This is a genomic window from Kitasatospora sp. NPDC001261 (assembly GCF_042896795.1).
Classification (GTDB): Bacteria; Actinomycetota; Actinomycetes; order Streptomycetales; family Streptomycetaceae; genus Kitasatospora.
The window spans coordinates 160,344-182,301 of record NZ_JBIAXP010000012.1; the positions used below are offsets into that span (position 1 = coordinate 160,344).

At 70.8% G+C, this 21,958-nt stretch carries 14 protein-coding genes and 1 pseudogene; 8 read left to right on the forward strand and 7 right to left on the reverse strand.

The window, feature by feature from the left end; genetic code table 11:
- Nucleotides 1–104: 104 nt before the first annotated feature.
- The 4 genes from ACFY4B_RS17940 (at nt 105) to ACFY4B_RS17955 (ending at nt 3,788) form a co-directional block, all read left to right on the forward strand.
- Nucleotides 105–245 carry a hypothetical protein gene (locus tag ACFY4B_RS17940; RefSeq protein ID WP_387968670.1) on the forward strand — a complete coding sequence of 47 codons (141 nt, stop codon included), beginning with the start codon at nt 105–107 and terminating at the stop codon, nt 243–245.
- A 143-nt stretch (nt 246–388) separates the two neighbouring features.
- On the forward strand, nt 389–883 hold the full coding sequence (locus ACFY4B_RS17945; protein ID WP_387968671.1) for a hypothetical protein: 495 nt from the start codon (nt 389–391) through the stop codon (nt 881–883).
- Between the two features lie 598 nt (nt 884–1,481).
- Nucleotides 1,482–2,198 (forward strand): hypothetical protein, encoded by a 717-nt coding sequence (locus ACFY4B_RS17950; protein ID WP_387968672.1) that lies wholly within the window; start codon nt 1,482–1,484, stop codon nt 2,196–2,198.
- A gap of 114 nt (nt 2,199–2,312) precedes the next feature.
- Complete coding sequence (locus tag ACFY4B_RS17955; protein ID WP_387968674.1) at nt 2,313–3,788, forward strand: NF041680 family putative transposase; 1,476 nt, start codon at nt 2,313–2,315, stop codon at nt 3,786–3,788.
- A 9-nt stretch (nt 3,789–3,797) separates the two neighbouring features.
- On the opposite strand, the gene ACFY4B_RS17960 is transcribed toward ACFY4B_RS17955, so the two are convergent.
- Entirely contained in the window at nt 3,798–4,262 is a 465-nt protein-coding gene (locus ACFY4B_RS17960) for a hypothetical protein (protein WP_375875790.1), read from the reverse strand.
- A gap of 440 nt (nt 4,263–4,702) precedes the next feature.
- On the opposite strand from ACFY4B_RS17960, the pseudogene ACFY4B_RS17965 reads away from it, so the two are divergent.
- Nucleotides 4,703–5,305: pseudogene (locus ACFY4B_RS17965) on the forward strand (phosphotransferase family protein); the annotation flags it as partial.
- Between the two features lie 252 nt (nt 5,306–5,557).
- Here the strand turns inward: ACFY4B_RS17965 and ACFY4B_RS17970 are convergent.
- The 3 genes from ACFY4B_RS17970 to ACFY4B_RS17980 form a co-directional block, all read right to left on the reverse strand.
- Nucleotides 5,558–6,226 (reverse strand): hypothetical protein, encoded by a 669-nt coding sequence (locus tag ACFY4B_RS17970; RefSeq protein WP_387968676.1) that lies wholly within the window; start codon nt 6,224–6,226, stop codon nt 5,558–5,560.
- A gap of 294 nt (nt 6,227–6,520) precedes the next feature.
- The gene (locus ACFY4B_RS17975) at nt 6,521–7,099 is read right to left on the reverse strand and encodes a hypothetical protein (RefSeq protein ID WP_387968678.1); all 579 of its coding nucleotides are present in this window, start codon (nt 7,097–7,099) and stop codon (nt 6,521–6,523) included.
- Nucleotides 7,100–7,626: 527 nt separating this feature from the next.
- Entirely contained in the window at nt 7,627–9,453 is a 1,827-nt protein-coding gene (locus tag ACFY4B_RS17980) for a hypothetical protein (protein ID WP_387968680.1), read from the reverse strand.
- 265 nt (nt 9,454–9,718) lie between these two features.
- Between ACFY4B_RS17980 and ACFY4B_RS17985 the strand changes: the two genes are divergently transcribed.
- Nucleotides 9,719–10,441 carry a hypothetical protein gene (locus ACFY4B_RS17985; RefSeq protein ID WP_387968681.1) on the forward strand — a complete coding sequence of 241 codons (723 nt, stop codon included), beginning with the start codon at nt 9,719–9,721 and terminating at the stop codon, nt 10,439–10,441.
- A 431-nt stretch (nt 10,442–10,872) separates the two neighbouring features.
- On the opposite strand, the gene ACFY4B_RS17990 is transcribed toward ACFY4B_RS17985, so the two are convergent.
- Together ACFY4B_RS17990 and ACFY4B_RS17995 are read right to left on the reverse strand one after the other, a co-directional pair.
- Nucleotides 10,873–13,410 (reverse strand): hypothetical protein, encoded by a 2,538-nt coding sequence (locus ACFY4B_RS17990; RefSeq protein WP_387968683.1) that lies wholly within the window; start codon nt 13,408–13,410, stop codon nt 10,873–10,875.
- A gap of 490 nt (nt 13,411–13,900) precedes the next feature.
- Nucleotides 13,901–15,007 (reverse strand): hypothetical protein, encoded by a 1,107-nt coding sequence (locus ACFY4B_RS17995; protein WP_387968685.1) that lies wholly within the window; start codon nt 15,005–15,007, stop codon nt 13,901–13,903.
- 154 nt (nt 15,008–15,161) lie between these two features.
- On the opposite strand from ACFY4B_RS17995, the gene ACFY4B_RS18000 reads away from it, so the two are divergent.
- The gene (locus ACFY4B_RS18000) at nt 15,162–17,270 is read left to right on the forward strand and encodes a HEAT repeat domain-containing protein (protein ID WP_387968687.1); all 2,109 of its coding nucleotides are present in this window, start codon (nt 15,162–15,164) and stop codon (nt 17,268–17,270) included.
- 493 nt (nt 17,271–17,763) lie between these two features.
- On the opposite strand, the gene ACFY4B_RS18005 is transcribed toward ACFY4B_RS18000, so the two are convergent.
- Complete coding sequence (locus tag ACFY4B_RS18005; RefSeq protein WP_387968689.1) at nt 17,764–21,546, reverse strand: hypothetical protein; 3,783 nt, start codon at nt 21,544–21,546, stop codon at nt 17,764–17,766.
- A 160-nt stretch (nt 21,547–21,706) separates the two neighbouring features.
- Here ACFY4B_RS18005 and ACFY4B_RS18010 point away from each other — a divergent pair, with 160 nt between their 5' ends.
- A complete protein-coding gene (locus ACFY4B_RS18010; RefSeq protein WP_387968691.1) occupies nt 21,707–21,895 on the forward strand; it encodes a hypothetical protein in 189 nt (62 codons plus the stop codon).
- Nucleotides 21,896–21,958 lie beyond the last annotated feature (63 nt).

A 21,958-nucleotide genomic window follows, 5' to 3' on the forward strand; every position in this document is an offset into this window, starting at 1 on the left:
AACCGCTCCCCACGCCCCCCCCCCCGGGGGTTGGGGTTGCGGGGGGGGGGGGGGCCCCGCCCCCCCCCCCCCCCTCTCCCATGAACCGCAGTGGGACCCGGCGGATGAGACTCGACCGGATCGCGGCCGCCCGCGGTGCGGTGCGGCAGGCGGCACTCGACCTGCACCGCGCCGGCGGCTACGACTCCCTCCGGCGGACCATCGACTACCCGGAGCTCAACGGCCTGTTCACCGCCACCAGCTGACCAGGCGCCGACGTACTCGTTGAAGCACTCGGACGGTACAGATGAACGTGCTCAGCCGCGTGATGTGTCAGGGCGCATGCCTCCTGCGGTGCTGAGGGCGGAGAGCCCTTGTTCTCCTACCGGAGCGAGCTGATGATCAGCTCATGTCCATGAGCCGAGGCACCTTCGACGAAGTCCCCCTGAGCACGCTGTTCCCCCGGCTGTCCGCCGCCGGCGTCGGATCACTGCGGCGCGCGGCCCGCAGCGTCGGCAAGGCTCGGTCCGAGGCCGCCGCCGCGACGTGGGACTGGAAACCGGACCATGCGGTCTTCGCGGGCCCGCAGTCCCGGGCCTGCGTGATCCTCCTCCTGTGCGTTGTCCAGCCGGTGAGTGGAAGCGACTCGCCGGAGTTCCAGCTTCAGGTGGGCTGGACGGACCAGGGCCAGCACGAGGTGAGCGCCTCGGTCAACGTGGGCTGCTGGTGCGAGACCGACCACGGCACCCATGACGCCGACGTCCTCACGCTCGCCGTCGGTGACGAGATCTCGCTGCCCCAGGCCTTCGAAGCCTGCGCCGAGCGCATGACGGCCTGGCTGGCCGACCCTCGCGACGCAGACTTCTGGCGAGCCCGAGAGGGTCTGCCGGCGCGCCGTGTGTAGGGCCTCGTTCGGGCCGATCCCCACTCGGCGTGGGGCCGGGCCCGTGTACGACAGGTCGGCAGTACCGCGTGCGGCCGGTCGTGAACCCGCTGCTGACGATCAGCTCCGGTGCCCTGGACAGCAGTGGCCGGGGCACCGCCATACAGATCGGCAGCGCGGTGTCGCGTCGTTCACGGGTGATGGCGGCGAAGTCGCGGCCCGCTCGGCGGCCACGACCGGGTCCTGGACAGGCGTCCAGGACCCGGTCGAGCCGGGTGCGCTCGCCAGTGGCCAGGGAATCGGGAAGACGCATGATCCAGGCCGCGATCCGGTGCGGTCGCGGGATCGGACGCGGTTCTTCGACGGCGGTCCCGGCCCGCAGGGTCGCGACGTATCTACGCACCACGACCACCAGGTCTTCGACCTCGGGCCAGACCAGGCTCCGGATCTCGCATACGTCCCACGCGCAGCCAACGCTTGCAGTTCTGCGGAGACCTCCCGGAACAATGATCGAAAGTGACTGCCCGTCAACCAGCCACGGAGTCCGGCAACAGTCCCAAGGGCTCGATCGCAACTGCTCAGCTTGTGATTTATCCACTCGTCTTCGTCGGCGGAACGGGTGATCGAGCTGATCTTCCTGCGGAAGACTGTGTGCGTGACCCTTCCTACTTCGCTTGCCGCTGCTGAGGAGATCCGTGATCACCTCATTGATCAGCTCAACCTCGCCCTGCGCCGGCCCGGGATGTACGGGGGTGAGGTGGCGTTCCGGATCCTGATTGACCACCTGCTGTTCGTCGAGCGCCAGCCCGAGGCGTGGAATCAGCTGAAGCAGAGCTGGGAAGAGCAGGGGCTCTGGACCTCCACCGGCCCCAGCGGGGCCTTCCAGGAGATCTTCCCCGCGCAGGGTGACTGCTACGAAGTCGCCTCGGTATACGCGGAGTTCGCGCAGCGACGCGGTTGGCTCGGGCCCGATCGGGTTCTCACAGCCGAGGAGTACGAGGCTGTCACAGACCGGGTGCGAGGGTGGGCCGCGGCTGACCGCACCTGGGCTGACGTGACGGCGGAGTTCGGCCCTCCCTCTGTGCTGTTCGGAGGGAACAATCCCTTGTACGGGAAGACGCTTGGCTACCTCTCGGGGGATCCGCAGCAGCCGATGGTGGTCTTCCATCTGTGGAACGGCAGCGAACCGGGGAGCGAACCGTGGCCGCCCGAGCATGCGCAACCGTTGCTTCTCGCAGTGCGTTTCGGCGCCGGCTCGTTCCGTGGATCGTTGACCTTCACCCCCGAGGGTGATCGGAGAAGGCCGACGGTCGAGGATCCTTACCTGCCGCGGTAGCGGTCCGACGGCGAGCGCAGGTCACCCACATGGGGATTTCCAGGACAGCGGACCCGGCCCCGCCTGATTCTGGACCTCCAAGAGGTTCAGAGGCTCGACGCGAAGGCCGTGCTGGTGACCGTGGTGGAACAGGGCGTGCAGTACGAGTCGTTCGCGGAGCTGTCGCGCTTCCGGGGGGTCTTCTACGACTGCCTGACCGGGCGGCGTGACGCGCTGTTCGAGCTCACCGACGCGGTGCTGTGCACCGACGGCCCGGTGAAGACCCTGGTCGGCCTGGCATTGGCTCCCGAGCACCGCCGCGGCCACGGGGCCCTGTACGGCGCGCTGAACCGGGGCCGCCTGGACGTTGAACGGCTGCGGGCCGAGCTGGCCAGTCTGCCGCTGCCCCGTGCCGCCGGTGGCCGCCTGGTGCTGGCGGTGGACGTCTTGCCGTGGCTTCGGCCCGACGCCGACACGAGCGACGCCCGCTCGTTCTGCCACACCTACGGGTGGGGCGACGCCAGGCACCAGATGATCCCGGGCTGGCCGTACTCGTGGGTCGTCGCTCTGGAGTCGGGCCGGACCTTGTGGGTCGCCCCGCTGGACGCGGTGCGGCTGAGGCCGGGCGACGATCTCGCCGCGGTCACCGCCGCACAGCTGCGGGACCTGGTCGAGCACCTGGTCGCCGCCGACCAGTGGAGCCCAGGTGACCCGTCGGCGCTGATCGCGGCCGACGCCGGCTACGACGTGATGCGGCTGGCCTACCTGCTGCGCGACCTGCCCGTGGAGATCCTGGGACGCCTGCGCTCGGACCGGGTGATGCTCCGCCCGGCACCGACCCGCGCGGAGTTCGCCCGGGCCAACCCGGCCGGTGGGCGGCCGCCCAAGCACGGCAGCGAGTTCATCTTCAAGGACGCCAGGTCCTGGGGCGCCCCGGACGCGGAGACGAAGACGGCGACCACCCGCTACGGCACCGACCACGCCCAGAGTTGGGACCGGCTCCACCCCGAGCTGCAAGGGCGCGCCGCCTGGCGCGACCACCCCGGCCCGCTCCCGGTCATCGAGGGCACCGTCATCCGCCTGAAGGTCGACCACCTGCCCAGTGGCGGCGACCCCAAGCCGCTGTGGTTGTGGTGGTCACGGCCCGCGGCCGACCCAGCGGAGACCGATCTGGCTTGGCAGACCTTCCTGCGGCGCTTCGACATCGAGCACTTCTTCAGGATGATCAAGCAGACACTCGGCTGGACCGCTCCGAGCCTGCGGGAAGCCGAGGCGGCGGACCGATGGACCTGGCTGATCGCCACCGCCTGCACCCAGCTCCGCCTCGCCCGCTCTCTGACCACCGACCTGCGACGGCCGTGGGAGAAGCCGGCCGAACCTAACAAGCTCACCCCGGCCCGAGTACGCCGCGGGTTCCGACACCTGCACGCCAGAACCTCAACGCCGGCCGCAGTGCCGAAACCCGCTCGCCCCGGCCCCGGACACCCACCCGGCTCGAAGAACCGCCGCCCCGCAAACCGCTACGACGTGGGCCTGCTCCTGGCCACCGGCGAGTCCTACCGCCGACCGGCTCACCACAAGGTCGGCACCAAACCACGCCGCACCGGATAAGTCACAAGCTCAGCCGTGTAGGCCCCACTTGTCGAGGCCGGAGTAGATGACGGCGGTCCGGTACCCGGGTTCGGCGAAGCACTCGGCCTCGCCCGTGTAGACCGCGATCAGTGAGTCCGTGCCTCGCCACCATCCATCGGCCAGTGCTCCTACCTCCGGAACCGGTTCGTAGAGCCCGAGTCGAAGGGCGTCGACGTCCTCGCCGGTGACCTTGGTGATCTGCATGGCCCACATGGCGGCGTGATGTGCGAGCGCGACCGACTCGACCCATCCTTCGACGCTCGCATGCAGCGGCACCCATCTCTCGGCGTGGATTCCGAACTCGCCACGGGGACCGATCATGAAGGAGAAGGGCACCGCGGTCCGCTGGTCTCCGGCCTCGAACCACCACCCGTCCGTCGGCGTCCGCTCCGGCGTGTCCGGGCGGAGGATTCTCGGTCCGCCGTCATACATCGGCGCCGGGGGAAGCAGCATGCCACCCCAACGTTCCTCGAAGGCCCTGGCCCGGTCGACTTCCGCTGCCGGAATCCCGCACTCCAGCCAGCGGCTCCGATACTGCTCGACCCCCGTGCTGCCGACTCGGAGGCCGTGCGCGGAGACGAAGGATCGAGCCCGGCGGGAGAGCCCATCAGGCGCATCGGCAAGATGACGATTCACCCGATGGACGGTACACAGTGCGGAGGTCTGAGCAGCCCCGGGGCTCCGAACCGGCGGCCTGGACGACCCTCGATCACCTCTTCGCCCTCACCCCCGTGACCTTCACGAAATGTGTGGACAGCCCTGAGGTTCCCCACCCCTCGCTGCGGGTGCGGACAGTCCTGTTCGCCTGACGTTCCCACCCACCACCGGCACTGACGTGCGGACGGGCCCAGAAGGGTTCGCGCGTGCCGCCGTCCGGATGTTGAGGTGGCACGGTGACCGATCATGACGAGGCGGCGACCGTCCGGCCGTTGGCACTGGCCTGGGTGCGCCGACACCTGGAGTCCGGCGAGCGGATCGTCGGAGCCGAGGAGCTGCACGGCGGCGCCACCGCCGACATGCGGAGGCTGATCGTCGGCACGTGGGACGGGGGCACCCGGTACCTGGTACTGCGCTCCTTCGTCGACCCGACCCGGCAGGGCCTGGCCGAGGACCTTCTGCACAGGGAGGCCGACGCCCTGACCACGCTCGCCGGAACCGGAGTGCTGGCTCCCGGACTCGTCGCCGTCGATCCGACCGCCGCGCACTGCGAGTACCCCTCGCTCCTCATGACCCACCTGCCGGGCCGGGCGGTCCTCGATGACGGAGGGCTGGCGACACGACTGCCCCTGCCGGCCCGTCAGCTCGTGGCGATCCACGCGGTGCGGCCGGCCGTCCGGCCCCGGGAGTACGTGGCGCTGACGACCGCCGACACGATCGTGACCCCCGAGGGCGCCGACGCCGCGGTCTGGGCCGCCGCGATCGACGTGATCCGCAGGCCCGCGCCGCGCTACGAAGGGCGGTTCCTACAGCGGGACTTCCAGCCCGGCAACGTGCTGCAGATGGTGCTTTGAGGCTGGGGGCGGATGATTTTCCGCGGAAAATTCCACTCCCTCAGGGAGACAGCGTCGTCGGTCCGCACAAGGACGCCCGTTCCTGGCCCGCCCGTCCGTCCCGGCGGAGGCGGCGCGATTGTGGTCGACCGGTCGCGACCTGACGGCCACCGCGCTTTCGTCTGCCGGGTAGCCGCCTGGGCGCCCAAGGCGGATGAGGTACCTGTGCCCCGGGAGGTCATGCGCTTCCTGAATCCATCAGAGGGCCGTGATCGCGGCGGAACGGTCGAGCGGCGTCCGAATCACGACCTGCCGCCTCCCTCTACGCCACGACATGGGTAGCTCCCGCAGCAGCTGGTGGTAACCCGAGGCATCCCGGTACAGGGACTCCAGGAAGAGCACGTGAAGAACCACCGCCAGCTCGGCCTTGTCCGGGGCCAGGGCATGGCGGTGGGTTCCCGGCACCGGCCGGGCCTTGGACACGACGCTCTGCAGCGCGATGACGTCGATGTCGGTGAGAGAGCCGGCTTCGGCGGCCGCGAGGGTGGTCCGGAACAAGTCCATGTCGACGGCGCGCACGTTGATCTCCGAACCCGGTGCGGAGGTCGGGGCGGGCGGCACCGGCTCGGGCGGGCTCTCCTGATGGGCCCGATACTCCAGGACGCTGCGGCCCAGCCGGGTGATGCGCGCGGCCCAGGGGGGCCGGACGCCGTCCCTGGCAAGGGCATCGAGACGGCGGTCGGTGGCGAGCTTGGACAAGCTCTTCTCCGACAGGGTCCGCACGATACTGCTCGGCCGGTACCGGGCCTCCAACGGCTGCTCGCCGATCGTCCAGCCCTGCTTCTTCCGAGCGAGGGACTCGAGTACTGCCCACTCGTCCGAACGTAGTGTCACTTTCCCCTCCCAGAACGTGATGTGGACGGTCATCCTGTCACCCTGGGACCCGGTGGTTGCCCTGTTCGCCGGAATCGACGAAGGAGCGGACCGGCCACCCGGCAGAGCGGCGCGCCGGCGGGGACCGGCCGTCACCGCCGGCGTCGGATCGGCCGGCAGCTCACCCCCACCGCCGTCCGCCACTCCGGACGGCCGTGCCGTCGTCAACGGCGTCAATCCGCAGCCCGATGGTTCCCCACCTTCGAGTGGACCGCGCTCTCGGAACCCGTTCACCGGCACGGTCCACCGTGAACATTCCGCATGAGGACCCCCGCCGCCCCGCCGCCCCTACGTGCCGTCGCGGGCGTCCTCGGAAGTGGACCGGAGCGGCAGCGGTGAGGCCGACGGGGCGATCCAGCGCGCCGGGAGGCACGGGCCGGTGCCGTCCGGGCACACCCGCGCCCGGGCGGAGAGGGCCGGATCGTCCGGTTGCAGGCCCGTGCGGAGGTAGGCGTACTCGACGACCGTGAACTTCCGGCCGTCGCCGAAGTCCACCAGCCGCTGGTGCGGCGGGCCGAAGACGCGGTCGTCGTCGTCCTTGACCACGACTCGTCCCGCGTCACCGGGGAAGACGGTGAAGATCGCCCATCCTCCGAGCCACAGCGGGACCGGTCTGTCCGCCAGGGAGTCGAGCGATGTCGCGAGGACGATCTGGTTGATGCCGTCGCGATCGCTGATCGTGACCAGGCACTCGACGCCGCCGTCCCCCAGCCACACCGCGGCCGCGCGGCTGTGTCCGGCTTCGTCGTCGAGCACGATCATGTCCGCCAGGGACGGCACCGGACAGTTCTCCGGGCTGGCACCCGGTTCGGCCGTGGCGTCCACGATCCACTGCGCCGACGCCGGGGCCGGTTCCGACAGTGTCACCCCGTGCCCCGTCGGCGTCGGCCGCACGACGACGGCCGGCGAGTGCACCGTGCCGTAACCCCAACCGATGCCGCTTCCATCGTCATGCCCCGTACAGGCCGCAGCTCCCAGGGCCAACACCACCGCTGCTGCCGCCTGCCCCGCCACCCGCGCCGTCCGCATCACTGCGCCTCCCCCGAGCCGTCCCGCCCTTGTCCTTCCCGCCACGGTGGGCCGTCAGCTTCCGCGAACGACAACAGTCGCGTACCGGCGCGGCGGCGATCTCAGGGAAGGGCCTCCGATTTTCCGCGGAAAATTCCGTGGGGCGGTGAGCTGTGAGGACTCGGTACGACTGGCCGTCCGCAGTGTGCCGCCTCTCCGCAGGACGTACGTCCTTAGGTGCGACTACCGGCGGTCGCGGATTTTCCGCGGAAAATTCTCCGTGCGGGTCGAGGGCACTCCCGGCGGACCCGGGCGGATGCGGAGGGCGTCCCCGGTGTTCCGGCTTTCCCTCGGAAGGTCGGGCTCGGTCTTCCCTGGTGCCGGTGTCAGTCGAGCATCCGGCGCGCCGTCTCGCGCAGTTGGTCGTCGCGGTGCCGCTGGGCCGGGAAGCGGGTGCCGTACTCGCGCAGCAGGCGGCGCTCACTGGCCGCCCAGTGCGGCAGCTGCGGTCGCAGGTCGGACGGGTAGGGCGGTCCGATCCGGTGGAGCGCCTGGAGGGCCCGCACGCCCACGGGGCGGGACGGGTCGACCAGCGCGGTCAGGGCGGGGAGCGCGACGGACGGATCGCCGGTGATCCGCCAGTGGGCCTCGGCGGCGTGCAGCCGGGTCCAGTCGTAGCCGTCGTCGAGGTAGCACTCGATCAGCGGCAGCAGGGGAGCGGCGGCATCGCCCAGGCGTCCGGCCTCCTCCAGCTGCCGGCTGTTCTGGGCGAGCCGGTGTGCCAGCAGGCGCAGGACGGTGGCGGGGTCGTCGGTGAGGAGGGCGGTGGTGACGGCTGCCGCGGTGGCGAGTTCGTCATCGGTTGCGTGGGTGAGGGCTTCGAGACGGTCGAGGAGTCCGGCGTCCCGGATTGCCCAGTCGCCGAACCGGCGGACGAGGGTCGGGGTGGGGCGGTCGCGCAGCAGGCGGGTGAGGTCGGGCAGGTGGGTGCGGGCCTCCTCGGCGGAGAGATCGGTGTAGAGGCTGTCCAGGTGGGTGGCGTCCCGGTGCCGTAGGGCGAGGCGCTGGTGTTCGGGGTCGCGGGTACGGACCGCCAGCGCGGCCAGCGCCTCCGGGACCGGCTCGGGGACATCGGTGAGGAGGCGCGGATCGCCGAGCTGACCGAGGATCAGCTGGGCGCGGCGGCCGGCGAGGGTGTCGGTGTGGACGTGGGGGAGGAGGTTGTCGGCGAGCGCCGGGTCGGGGCGGGAAACCCCGAACAGGCACTGGGAGATCACGTCGAGCAGACTGCCGAGGTACCGGAGGTCGTGCCCGTGGCGGAGGGCCTCGGTGAGCAGGCTGATGGTCTCGTCCTCGCGGTCGCGCCACATCTCCGACAGGTGTCGGGCGCGGCGCGTGCCCCGGCCCTGGTGGTCCCCCTGGGCGATCCAGCCCCGGGCCACGGTCGCCAGGGCGTCCGCGTCCTCGGTCAGGATCCAGATGCGTTCGTCGGTGCTGCCGATGCCCGGCGCGAACTCGTGGCTGCCGAGGTCGAATCCGGGGCCGGCTCCGGCCTCGGCCAGGACGGCGACCACGTCGACCGGGTAGGGCGCCTCCGAACGTTCCAGCAGAGCCAGAGCGGCGGCGGCGCGGACAGCCGGCACCGGATCCGTCAGGGCCGACCGGAGACGGCGGCGGGCCGCGCCGCCGTCCGGGTCGAGCAGCGTCAGGACGGTGAGCGCCTCGGCGCGGACAGCGGCGGCCGGGTCGGACACGGAGCAGGCGGTCAGCTCACGCAGCACCACGGGGACGGTCTCGCCGGTGGCCCGGCGGGCAACACGCACCGTGTTGCGGCGCACCAGCGGGTCCTCGTCGCGCAACAGGTGCAGCAGCCCCGCCACCTCCGCGGCGACCCGGGCACACCCCCGCACCTCGTCCTCGTGCACCGGCTCCGCCTCGGTGCCCCCGCATCCGGCCAGGGCCGCCAGCACGTCCGCCCGTTCGTGGCGGGCGTGCACCGCCGCGTGCGCGAGGAAGGGAACGGCCGCCACGGCGGCCGAGGACACCGACCCCTGGTGCAACGCCCGGCCGAAGAACTCGGACAGCGCCCTGTCCGCCAGGTGCCCGTCGTCGGAGTACAGGGCGCGTATCCAGCCGGGGACGTCACGGCCGTCGCCGAAGAAGTGCCCCAGAGATGGCCAGTCGATCGTGTGCAGCTCTTCAGGTGATCTCACATCAGCCCACTCTAAGGACGGGCACGGACAGTGCCCGCAGGCCGCGATGCGTGCCCGGCCCGGATCGGCAGGACGCGGTTCCACTCCCGGCGCCGAGGGGTCGGCCGTTTCGTGGCCTCACCGATTTTCCGCAGAAAATTCTGCGGCTCTTGCTCGGTCGAAGCTGTCCGTTCCTGTCATCGGTCGGCCCGCCGATCGGCTACCAGGAGAGCCGGCCGGTACCCGGGGATTCATCTCGGGGGCCTCCAGACGATTGAATGCCCGGGTGGTGAACTGGACACGGATGTGCGACGGCTACGGGGACGCCGATCGCGTTCCCGAGCTTCTGGAACGCGTGGAACGGGAAGGCGATGCCGAGGCGTGGACGGAACTCGGATACCGGCTGTGCCTGGAAGGCGACCTCGTCTTCCCCGCGAGCTTCGCAGCCCTTCCCCGCCTCGTGCGGCTCGCGTCGAGCGATCCGCAGGCGCGCGCACTGGCCGGCACGATCGTACGGCGCGCGGCAGGGCACCACGGCTGCGACGATCTGTTCGCCGACTGTGCCGAGGCTGTCGCCGAGTTCCGTGTGCTGCTGGACCTGTATCTGACGTCGCGGCCGGACGACTACCTCGCGGCGTTCCGCGACCTGCTGGCGGTCAATGCGCAGTACCACTGGAGCGCCGCCCTGGGGGACTGCACCGACGACTTCTACCACCTGGCCTGCCCCCACTGCGCTGCGGAGGTGACGATCGCCATCGGTGACTACGGGCGCTACTCGGCGATCCGGGACTGGACCCTGGGCGACGTGGAGCGACGCGACCTGCGGCCGGCGGCTGGTGAGGAACTCTCGGGGACCGGCCGATGGATGCACGACACTGCCGTCCGGGACGGGCAGGAGGCACTCGCCGCCGGGATCAGGTATCTCTTCGGCCGTGCCGAATGCCCACGCTGTGCCAGCCTGTTCACCATCGCGGACGAGTACACGTCCGCCGAATGCCCCGGCCCTTAGCGATCGGCCGTCCAAGCGCCAGCCCTCGCAGACGCCGACCGTACGACAGAGCCACGTGGCAACAGCTGCTCAAGCCGTACAGAACGGATCGCCCTGCCGGGCGGCTCTCGGCAGGCGGGCACGATTTTCCGCGGAAAATTCCTCGTGCCCGGTGCGACCACGGCAGTGACGTGTCCAGCCTCCCCCGCACGAGCGCGTGAACCGGGACCCCGACAGCCCAGTGCTGCCCGGGCCCCTCCGGATGCCTTGGAATTTTCCGCGGAAAATCCTGAGGCATCCGGAGGGCGGCGAGGCGAGGCGGCCCGAGCAGCCGCGGTGCACTGTGCGGACGGTCAGGGTCGAGCTGCGGGAGTTCCGCCGCCGTCGGTTCCGCGGGGCGTCCGATCATGGCGGGCCGGCGCACTCCTGGCGCGGGCTCCAGACCTCAGACCTCAGATGTCACGGCGCCAGCGATCGCCGGCGAACCGGGTCAGCGCGACCTCCAGATCGAGTGGCACCACCTCGGTGGGGCCCAGGTCCCATACCCGCATCCAGTCGTCCGAGCCGGTGAGGGAACGGCCGGTCTCCTGTTCGGCCACCCGCGTGATCGCGAGACAGTACGAGACGTTCAACCCAGGGGAGCTGGCTCCTCCGTCCCTATGGGATCCGACTCTGATCACCTGTACCTTCGCCACGTCTTCCCACCGCAGCCGTAGCTTGCGGCCCTCGTTGATCTGCATGCCCTCGCTGTCGACGCGCAGCCGCGTCGCGACCGCCCGCAAGGCCAGTGACCCGAGGAGAAGCACGCCGAGCACGCCCAGCAGCAGGGGCCACCAGCGCACCGTCAGCAGCCAGGTCTGGCGCAAGTCGCCCTGGAAGCCCGATCCCGAGGACACCGGGGAGACCACCAGGAGGAACACGGCGGTCAGCCCCCACAGATCGAATGCCAAGGTCCGCAGGGCCCCGATGCTCAGCACGCTGCTCCTGAGCACCACTTCGCGTGGTCCTGTGGCACCTTCCGGCGGCCCGGCTGGAACCTCACCGATGAGCCGCGACCGCAACGCGGCGTGCCGGAACTGGTAGACCCCGCCGAACCGCCGGAGCACGCCCAGTCGGTGGCCGTCCTCAAGGAATCCGAGGACATCGCGTGGCAGGCATCGGCGCTTCGCCAGGATGAGGCGTGCGGCCGTCCAACGACCCCATCGGCTGAGGGCGATCAGCACCGCCGCCGAGCATGACCAGCTGATGACGAGACCGCCCGCGATGAGGAGCGGATTGCCGTTGAGCCAGTGGAAGAACGCCAGAGAGGTTCCCGCGACGGCCGGTGCGACCACTGCGGATTCGACAAGCGCGATCCTGCGCTCGTCGCGCAGCAACTGCCTCGGCTTGGCCGCCATGTCGGAATCGGCCGACCGGGTCAGGAACACACCGGAGAGCAGAGGAAGAAGGAAGAGGCACACGGTCGCCGACGTGCTGCCAGGCAGGGCCATGCCGACGGCTGTCGTGGCCGCGGCCGCCACTGCCAGGAACAGCCAGCCACTGTTTCCGGGCGCCGGCCGTCGTGGGCGATCGTCGAAGCCGCTGAACAGGTGCCGTGTGAGCGTCCTCCCGAATGCCGTTGCGATGATGGCGACCGCGGCGACGGCCCCGAGCACCTGGCCGACTCCCTGGACCCCGAGCCCGGGCCGCGGGGGAGCGACTCCCGCGAGGGCGGCCAGCCCGGCGATCGCATAGCTCACCGACGTGCCGTAGACGCCGACGGCGACGATGACGACGGTTCCCCAGATGCCCGGCTCGGTCAGTCGGCTCCGCAGCTGCCACCACGCGATGTCCTGGGTGCGTCGGCGGTGAAGCTCGCCGGCCAGGAACTGGAAGTATCCGGGGGCTCTGCCGGACTTCCAACGGCGCACCGGCCCGTCGGGGTCGGACCGTCGGGGTCCCCGTGTACAGACGGTCGGGATCAGCTTGTCGAGGAGGTGGCCCTCGATGTCCGTCCGGGTGGGCAGCCGTGTCGCATCGAGCAGTTCCCGAGGATCGGCGTTCTTCGGTGCGTACACCGTTGCCGCGAGCCAGAGCATCAGGGGCGAGGAGAGGGTGGCGGCGACCGGGCCTTCGGGATCGTCCTTCATCGTGTCGAAGAGCGACTGCCAGGGGCCGAGGCGATCCGGGTGGCGCATCTGGGCGAGGTAAGCCCTTCCGGCCTCGGGAGGCACCGGGCAGAGACGCAGAACGGGCACATTGCGCAGCACCGGCAACTCGTCCGCGAAAGGCTGATAGGCCTCCGGCCGGGAGGTCAGAATCACGGGGTCCGTCGCGCCGAGTGCATGCTCCAGCTCCTTCACCGCGTCCTCGCGAGCCAACGGTGGCATTTCGTCGAGACCGTCGAGCACGGAAACAATCCGTCGATCCTGTACCAGCGACTCCACGGTCGGCCGGTCCAGACCTTTGACGCGGCCCCCGTACTCCTTGACGATGCGACTGATGACCCACTCCTTGATGCTGCCGCCCGGCTCCCAGTCCGGCATCGACAGGATGACCGGCACACTCTCCCGGGAGCCGGGGGGCCTGGCTTTCAACAGCTCGACCACCAACAGGACGGCCAAGGACGACTTCCCCGCTTCGCGGGGACCGGTGACCACCAGCTGGCGTGGCGTGAGCGACCGGACCCAGGCAACCAGATCCTCAAGCCCGGCCAGCTCGGGGCGCTCTGCGTTCGGAGTGCTCCAGTGAGCCTGCTCCAGCTCCCAGGGGATCGTCATCGGAACTCGGTGGTGCAGACCACGGACACTGGCCTCGTCGCGCCACTGATCCAGAACCTCGCGGGCCAATCGGTCCAGGGCGTCGCTCTCGGCGTCGGTGGAGGCCGACCATCTGTCCCGGGAGGCAGGGGCAGAGCCCAGATGGACGCCGTAGACGTTGTGTGCTTGGAGCAGGTACTGAGGCGATCCCTCGTTGTGGTTGTGGGTGCGGTTGTGCACTTCTTCAGTCACGCCGACATGCTGTCAGGCCGGTGCCTGCGCGCGAGGGGCTTCCAGCGACCGGTGGCGGCTCTTCGACGGCGTGCGAGGACCGACCCGGGAGGAATGACCTCAGGTGATCCTGGAATTTCACGTCGAGCGACTTTCGCAGGCAACGCCGAGAACACAAAAGACCCATATAAACGATCTATAGACATCATGGTGGGAGTGCGCTCCAGCCACCGTGACCGCGGAGACAGCCGACGTTGACCAGGTCGGTGACACGGGCCACCTCCGGGAGACGCGCGAAGGCCGACAAGGGACCGGTCGCCAGGCGGCCGCCGCTCCGGTCGTACTGGTGTACCTACTCCCGTGGGTCGACAAGTATCTCTACGGCCTCAGCACCACCACATCCGAGAGGGCCGCGCTCGTCGAGAAGCTCGACACCTGCGCGTAGCAGCAGGTATCGGCCCGCCGAGTCTTCGGGCGGGCCGGCCGATTGCCCGGGAACGTGGTGCCGGTTTCATCCGTCGAAGCGGAACCAGCGGAAGTCATAGTCGAGAAGTGCCGTCAGAGTCCCGCGATGGAGGGCGGCGAAGCCGATGCCCGCGTCTTTCCCGTCGATGCTGACCGCCGCGATCAGGTCCGGGGCGACGAAGAACCGTGCGTTGTCGTAGGTCGGCAGGAACGGGCTCAGTGGCACCGGTCGAAGCGTGCTCAGCAGCGGGTCCAGGCTCGCGGTCGGCAGGCGGTAGGTCCGGGCGTGGTAGGGGGCGGCGATCATGGCCTCGAAGAGGGTGAACTTCAGGAGGAAGCGGCTGAGCGGTTCCTGCTCGACGGTCGTCTCCCGGTAGGCGGCGCTCTGGGGGTCCTCGGTCTCCCACACGACGGGATCGGATCCGTCCTGCTCCCGCAGCGGCCACGGGATGGACCAGTCCCGGTAGCCCTGCGCCCACCTTGCGAAGACCAGCCGGTCACCGAGCGGTCCGCCGGCAGGCTCCGGTTGTTTCAGGACCGGGTCGTGGAACCCGTGGAGGGCCGGGCGAAGGCGTGCCAGGCGGTGGAATGCGTCCAACGCCTCCGGCAGGTCCTCCTGTCCGCCCGCCGCGCCGCCGTTCCCGGAAGCTCCCGTCCGATCGGCGGGAAACCACCCAAGGGCAAACAACTCCAGGGCACGGATCGGGTCTGCTCCCACATGGTCGACCCAGTCCACTCCCGGTACCGGACCGACAGCCTGGACCGGCCTGACCGCCTCCAGCAACTCTCGGCTCAGCGGTTGAGTGAACTCCAGCTCAGCGTGGTCGAAGCCGTCAGGTCCCAAGGAGGTCCCCCGGCAGAAGGCGCTGCCAAGAGGGAGAAATCCCTGGTCAAGGCGTGCGAGCAGCTGAATGGGCGGGGCGTTCCGGGCACAGAACCGTGCGTGGAGGTCCGGAACCCCCTCCCCGTGCAGGAGGATCCTGCTGGAGTCCTGTACACCGTTCTTCGGGTCATCTCCGGGTACGAGGATGACGACTGTGGCATCCGTCCCTGCGCCGACGAGCACCGGGCCCATTGTGTAATGCCGGAGCCCGGATCCGGCAGTGGACAGCACCGCCGCCTCGGTGATCAGGCGCGGAAGGGTCTGTGCCATGCCGTCACCTTAACCGTGGGGGCGGACAGCACAGGGGGTCGGCCCTGCTTCAGCCCGGCGCCGACATCGAAGCCGCGCCGAGGGCGGGGGACGGTCCCAGGTGACTCGCTGTTCGCTGATGGCCGTGTCAGTGTTCAGTGGCACGGTACGGCTCATGACCAACAACCTTGACAGCGTCGACTGGTCGTCGATGGGCCACGCCTACGGCCCTGCCGACGAAGTACCGCTGTGGCTGGAGCAGATGGCCTCGCCCGACCCCGACGTCCGGGAGCGGGCCTTCAGCCGCTTCTACAGCTCGGCGCACCACCAGGGCGACGTCTACTCGTGCACGGCGGCGAGCCTGCCGTTCCTGTTCGCGCTCGCCGACGACCCGCAGGTGCCCGACCGCGCGGCAGTCATCCGCCTCGTGCTCAGCATCGGCAGCGCGGCGCTGGACCGCGACCCCGACGGCGTCTACTACAGTCCGTCCGGCCACGCGTCGACGCCCCACGCGGACGTCGTGCCGCGGATGCGTGAGCGCATCGAGGACTTCGTCCGGCACGCGGCGGACTCGGATCCGCAGGTGCGACAGGCCGCCGTCCCGGCCCTGGGGCTGTTCCTCGACGACGCCGAGCGGGCGTTCGCCCTGCTGCGCGAGCGCCTGGCGGCCGAGAGCGGCACTCTGGAGCGGCTCCTGGTCATCGAGACCGCCGCGACACTGGCCCAACGACTGCCAGGCGCGCTCGGCCCGGTGACGACCTGGCTCGCCGTGCTGGCGGCCGACCCCGCGTTGGACGCCGACATCCGGCTCGCCGCCCTCGTCCACCAGGCCGCCTGCACACCGGAGGCGATCGATGACAGCCTCGTCCCGACGGCGACCGGTCTGCTCCGGCAGCTCACCTCCGAACCGGAACCCGAGCCCGAGGACGAGGCCCGACCGGCCGACTGCGGGCAGTGCACCTGCACGGACATCGCCACCGAACCGGCACCGGACCGAGGTGTCCCACCACAGATAGCCGCCGTCTTCGACGACCTCGACCGCCACGGCCGCGTCCACGCCCCCACCACCGAGCTGCTGACCACCTTCCACCGGGTACTGGACGCGCGGGTGCCCGAGCGCACCGCCCTGCTCAGCGCCCAACTCCGCAGCCCCGACGCGGCCACCCGCCACGACGCCATCGCCATGACCTGGGACCTGATCCGCTCCTGGCGCGGCACCCACACCGGCCTCGTCCTCCTGATCGCCGCCTGCCTGCTCCCCGACGACCCGTACACCACCGCCGAAGCGGCCGAAACCCTCGGCAAGCTCCCCCCAACCCTCGCCGAACCCGCACGTGAAGCCCTCGCCGCCCTCGTCCAAGCACACCGCACCACCTACGGCGCGAACGTCTGGGCCGCACGACACCCGCTGCTGCGCCGGGCCCACCAGCAGGCTGTCATGGCGCTTGCCGGCCTCGGTGACGAGCGAGCCCTGCCCGGTCTGCTGACAGCGCTCGACACCGGCATCGACGACTGGCGCGCCGTGCAGGTCGCCGGACACCTCCCGCAGGCCGCCGGAGAACTGCTGCCGAGGCTGACCCGGCGCCTGGCCGACGCGGACTTCGCCTGGCCCTGGGGATCCGCCACCGCGCTGATGGCCGCCCTCAACGGGCTCGGCGACCCGGCGGCCGTACCCGCGCTCACCACGGCCCTCACCACCGCCGTCGAGCAGGAGCAGTGGCAGACCGCCGGCGCGGCCCTCTACGCGCTGGGATCCATCGGCACCGGCGCCGCGTCAGCGCTGGAGACGGTCCGACCGCTCGTCGACGCCCAGGACACGGACCTGCGTTTCGCGGCCGTGAAGGCCCTGTGGGACATCGAGTGCAACCCCGCCGACACCGTGCCGCGGCTGACCGCCCTGCTCGACACCAGCAAGGACCAGGACGCCGCCGACGTCCTCGGCCGGATGGGAGGACAGGCGGCCGCAGCACTGCCCCGCCTGCGGCAGTTGTCCGAAACCGGCCATGTCGGGATCCGGGTGCACGCCGCCGCCGCGATCCACGACATCGGCGGCCCGGCCGAGGCGGTCCTGCCTGTGCTGCTGGAGGCATGGGAGGAGAACGACTCGACCGCAGGCCCCGTCGTGGACTGCCTCCAGCGGATGGGCCCCGCTGCCGCACCCGCCCTTCCACGGATCCAAGCCGAACTCGCCCTCGCCCGCCGAAGCGGCGGCTTCTTCGGGAGCGTCAAGGACGACGAGGCACTGCTGCGCGCAGCCCGGGCCGTCATCGATCAGACCGCCTGAGGGCGACACTGCAACCACCGGTGACCCCGGGGGCGGCGGGGCAGGCCAGCCCCGCTGCCGCGCCCGCTGGCTCGCCCCGGTCGCGCCGGCTGGCTCCCGCCGAACGGACCGTAGCGTCTGCGCCAAGGCGGCCTCACCACAGTCGTTCCTGGCCGGCAGGTAGGGAAGCCGTGCCACACCCCCCCCGGGCACGGCCATCTCCGGCCAGCCGGAGTCCACGGGAACACCCCGTCGCTCCAAGACTCGGTTGGACGGCTGCCCGTGCGACGCCGCGGAGCAATCCCCGCAAGTGCGGGGCCGACGCCGTGAACTGCGGATCGTTCACCAGCTCGTCGGAGCAACCCCCGCGAGCGCGGGGCCGACGTACGGACCATCGGATTCTCCGAGCGTCCATGGTCCTGTATGGAGTCATGCCCCACGGATGGTCAACTACAAGAGCGAGCGGCGGCTCAGTGCCGACGGCGCGGGGTGGCTTCCGTCGTCAGATGCTTGTTCAGCTGCTGATATGCGCGGCGACGAGTTCGCTCAGGGAGTGTAGGGACTCGGGAACCAACCGCGGCAGCAACGGGATCGCCTGAGTCCAACTGCTGTCGGCGAGCAGCTCCTGGAAAAGGCCCTGGGCTGCCGCCCTGTCTGCGTCCGTGCGGCCGTGACGGTCTCCCCGAGCGTGAGCGAGTGCGAGGCAGAGCCGAACAGTGCTGTCCTGAGGCTCCTCGACGGGCAGGACTGCGGGCGCCCCAACCAGGACATGGGCGGCAGCAGCCAGCGCAACGGCACGCGTCGTCGGTGTCGGTGATGCGTTCGCGACGCGCAAGGCACTGGCGGCATCGCCGTCCAGGGCGCTGAGCAGGGCGAGTTCAGCGTGGGGAGCCCGTTCGGGTCGAAGGGAGCTCAGCCACTCGTCCAGCTCACCCACGGCGCGTCCCGGTGCGGGTGCGCAGCCGAGCCGTCGCAGCAGGGCCAGGAGCACCGTCTCCTCCCGGTCCCAGGTCTGTCGAGGCCCGTTCACGAACTTCGAGGCGAGCCGGATCGCTTCGCTGAGCTCCGGATCCGGTCGCATCGGATCGGGGACTGCGAGCAACAGTTCTGCCAGCACCGGGAGTTGGCCGACCGGGCGGCCGACGCCGATGCGCCGCTGTACCAGCCGGACCGCTGGCCCGATCAGTTCAGCGGCCCGTTCCGGATCGTGCCGTGCCAGGCCGACTGCGACGAGAAGCAGCGCGCGTCGAGTCCGCCTGCCCCGCACCGAAGGGGAAGCCTTGGCGTCCGCCGACTCCTCCATCCGGGCCACCGCCAGCGCCGCTTCCGCGTCCCCCGCATGGGCCAGGGCCTGCGCGACGGCTCCTTGCACGGCGAAGTGCGGAGCGGGAGGGATCAGCCGGGCGGCCTCGTGGGCGTAAGCAACCGCCTCCGGTGAACACCCGCCGAGGGAGCACCCCATGGACAGCGCGGCCAACTGCCGAGCGCGGTCGCCCGGCTCCGTCGAGAAGCTGATCAGTTGTTCGGCCCGCCCGAACTCACCGGCCGTACCGAGCGCCCGGAGCAACTCCTCGGTCGAGCGGGCGCTCAGAAGGATCGGAGCGTCGGGGAGCGCGGAGCGGACAGCGGCCTCCACCTGCTCGCGCCCGAGCTCGACGTTGCCGTCGTGCACCAGCTGTTCCGCGTACTGGAGCCGGGTGACCGGACCGATGACGGGCTCGTGGTTCCCGAGCGCCGGGCTTCGGCCCGGGACTGTGGACGGTGAGGGTTCTTCGTCCGCCTGGGCACGAGGCCGTGTACGTCGGGTCGGGGGAGCCTGAGCGAGGTTCCGTTTGGCGTCCCGTTCCTCCTTCAGGGCCTTCGCGCTCGCCTCCACCTTCGCCCGGTGGGCCAGTCGTTCCTCCTTCTTCGCCGCGAGGTGGGCGGCGTGCTCTGCTGCCACCTGTTCGTCGACTGCTGAGAGAAAGGCCTCCGCCCGCTCCAGCTGGTCGTCGCCGAGAACGCCGGTGCGAACCCCCTGGCCAAGGGCGGTCACCAGCAGCTTGGCGTCCAGGTGAGGTGTGAGGCCGGTGCCGGCCGCCGTCTCGGCGCGGACCATACGGTCCATCGTGCCGGAGAACTCGCGTCCCCGGTGGGCCCGGTCGGCTGGGGAGTCCAGCCCGACCAGGGCAGCGTGCAACCGGTCCCGCGCGGTCTTGAGCACGTCCCAGGCCTTCGACCGGCGGCCCATGGTCGCCAGGGCCTGGGCCGCGATTGCGAGAACATCCACCACGATCAGCCCGTCGGACAGGTCGATGGCCGTGCAGAGGCGTTCGATCCGGTCCAGGTTCGCGACGCTTCGGGAGCCGGAGGCGCGGGCGATGGTCGCCCAGATGTCCACAGCCATGGCCTGGGCCCGAGGGTCGGCCTCGCTCAGCTCCTCCGCATGCTCCTCCAGGACTTCCACGAATCGCTCGCAGCTGCCTGCGGAGAGGAGGACCGCCCCGTCGGCGAGCGCGTCCATGTCGGCCGCGTCGCTGAGCACCACGGCTCGGAACAGCGCCTTCGCCTCATCCCTCCTGCCGATCGTGTCCAACGCGCGCGCTGCCTCGGCCACCTCCGCACAGGCGTCCTCGAAGAAGCCACCGGCCCGCGGAGTGAACCGGCCCGCCCGGACCATGCAGTCGGCCGCCTCTCGCGCGATCGCCGTGGCATCGGGATGCCAGGCGCGTGCCGCTTCGACGGCGACTTCGGCCAGCCGGGCGGCCCGCACCACGAGTTCCGGCTCCGAGCGGGCCACGGTGCAGGCACGGGCGACGTCCCCCAACCGTACGAGGAGCACCGGAGCCCGAGGCGGGACCGGCCCGACCCGGCGCTGCACGAGGTCCAGCGCGGCGGCCAGCCGGACGGCGGTCCCGGCCTCCTGCTGTTCAGGGTCCGATACCTCGACTGCCTTGAGCTCGGATTTGAGAAGACGTAGTTGGTCGAGCATGACCTGAGGGCCCAACGCGGCCTCGACCCGCAGCTGTCGCAGCGGGTCAAGCAGGAACCGTCCGCGTTCACCGGCCGTGTCCAGCATCTGCGGATACTCGGTCAGCAGATACGTCGGAGAGCCCTCGGGCCAGCCGGCCTCGCGCCAGCGCTCCGCCCAGGCGTGCAGCCGACGAGTGCAGCGCTCCCTGGTGGCCTGGTCCCACTCCCGCCGGATGGCGTGCGGCATTTCGGGGTGGCTCAGCAGGTGGGCCCCGGCCGATTCCTCGTTCGAGACGATGCAGCGCCGCTCCCTGCTGTGCAGCAGACCGGTCACGTCCTCGACGGAGGCGCCCGTCAGCTCCGCGAGGTCGGCCGCGCGCAGGCCGCCCCCGCCGTCCGTGATGGCGAGCAGGTCGGTGACGGCCCGGCCCAGGTTGGTCGTACGCAGCCGCTCCAGGTCTGCGAAGCCTGCCTGTTCGACCACCTCCGACCAGTCGCCGGCCGCGAGCGGGCGAAGGCACTCGCGCCCGCGCAGCGGATGCCCTTCGGGGACGTCGGCGGGCAGCGGCCCGCTCCGCCGGCTGGAAACGATGACGCGGACGTTTGCCGCAGGAGCGGCCGGGAGGAGTGCGGCGATGCTCGCCACCCCGGTCCCACCAGGCGCCCCGGCCGTCGGCCAGGCGAGGTCCTCGTCCAAGCCGTCGACCACGAGGAGGAGCTGCCGCTTCTGCTTTCGGCTGCGACCTGCGGCCTTCGTGAGCAGGTGTGTGAACTCCGCCTCGTCGGACCGCTTCCGCCGGGGCTCGGGCACCTGGAGCTGCTGGCGCAGGTCGGCGAGGAATCCGGTACGGGTGTTTCTCCCGCGCTCCTCGGACAGGACGCAGATCAGGGGGTCGACGTCCTTCGGTGGCTTCCTCACGTAGTCGGTGAGCAGCGCTGTCTTTCCCACGGGCAGCTGCGCGTGCCACCACAGGTACGAGGCCGCCTGCGGGCTCCGATCACGGACGAAGGCGTCCATCGTGGCGCGCTCGCCCTTCCTGCCGCGCTTCTCCGAGTCGGCTTTCCACTCGTGCCGACCCCTGGTGGTCTCCCCTTGGGCGGCGCGGAGAGCCGCTTCCCATTCCTCGCGCGGATAGAGGTGTTGGCCGTCCGGGTCGTGCAAGTGCTCGATCAGGCTCCAGAAGGAGTCCGTCGCGTGAGGAGCGGCCTTGCCGTGGCACCAGCTCCGGAGGACAGACTCCCGCAACGCGCCGTCCGGGACGAGTCGTGCGGCGGCCCGCCGCTTGAGACCGCGGGCGTCGATCGACTCCTGCAGCATCGCACCGAGCCGCTTGCGTGCCGCCACGGGCGCCGTACCACTGGCCATTTCTGCTCCCGCCTTGGTGAATAAAGTGCCCCTGACCAGCGGAAATCCCGCCCGGACGTGGAGGCGCACCGGCACGTCGTCAGAAGCTCGACCCATCGACCGCGGGCCGCAGACGGCCCCCGACAGAAGGACCTCCCCCATGAGCGTGCTTTCCATGCTGACCCAGGACGCAACCGCGGCCGCGGTGCTGGCCGCCGTAGCCGGCCTGCTGTACGGGGTCGTCCTCGCGATCGTGGCCCTCGCCTCGGTCCTGGCCCGGACCCCGGACCGCCGCCGCGACGCCCGGTCCACTCTGGCCATTCTCGCCAGGCGCCGCCAGTCCAGGTGAGCGGGCGCCCGCAGCGCGTGGAGGGCGGCCGCTGCACACTGCGTGCGTCCGGCGCGGTGCCGA

What these genes read in the sequence shown, in the direction of transcription:
- ACFY4B_RS17940 (WP_387968670.1), top strand. Translation starts at nt 105, where the DNA reads ATGAGACTCGACCGGATCGCGGCCGCCCGCGGTGCGGTGCGGCAGGCG.
- ACFY4B_RS17945 (WP_387968671.1), top strand. Translation starts at nt 389, where the DNA reads ATGTCCATGAGCCGAGGCACCTTCGACGAAGTCCCCCTGAGCACGCTG.
- ACFY4B_RS17960 (WP_375875790.1), bottom strand. Translation starts at nt 4,262, where the DNA reads ATGCTGCTTCCCCCGGCGCCGATGTATGACGGCGGACCGAGAATCCTC.
- ACFY4B_RS17970 (WP_387968676.1), bottom strand. Translation starts at nt 6,226, where the DNA reads ATGACCGTCCACATCACGTTCTGGGAGGGGAAAGTGACACTACGTTCG.
- ACFY4B_RS17995 (WP_387968685.1), bottom strand. Translation starts at nt 15,007, where the DNA reads ATGGCACAGACCCTTCCGCGCCTGATCACCGAGGCGGCGGTGCTGTCC.
- ACFY4B_RS18000 (WP_387968687.1), top strand. Translation starts at nt 15,162, where the DNA reads ATGACCAACAACCTTGACAGCGTCGACTGGTCGTCGATGGGCCACGCC.
- ACFY4B_RS18010 (WP_387968691.1), top strand. Translation starts at nt 21,707, where the DNA reads ATGAGCGTGCTTTCCATGCTGACCCAGGACGCAACCGCGGCCGCGGTG.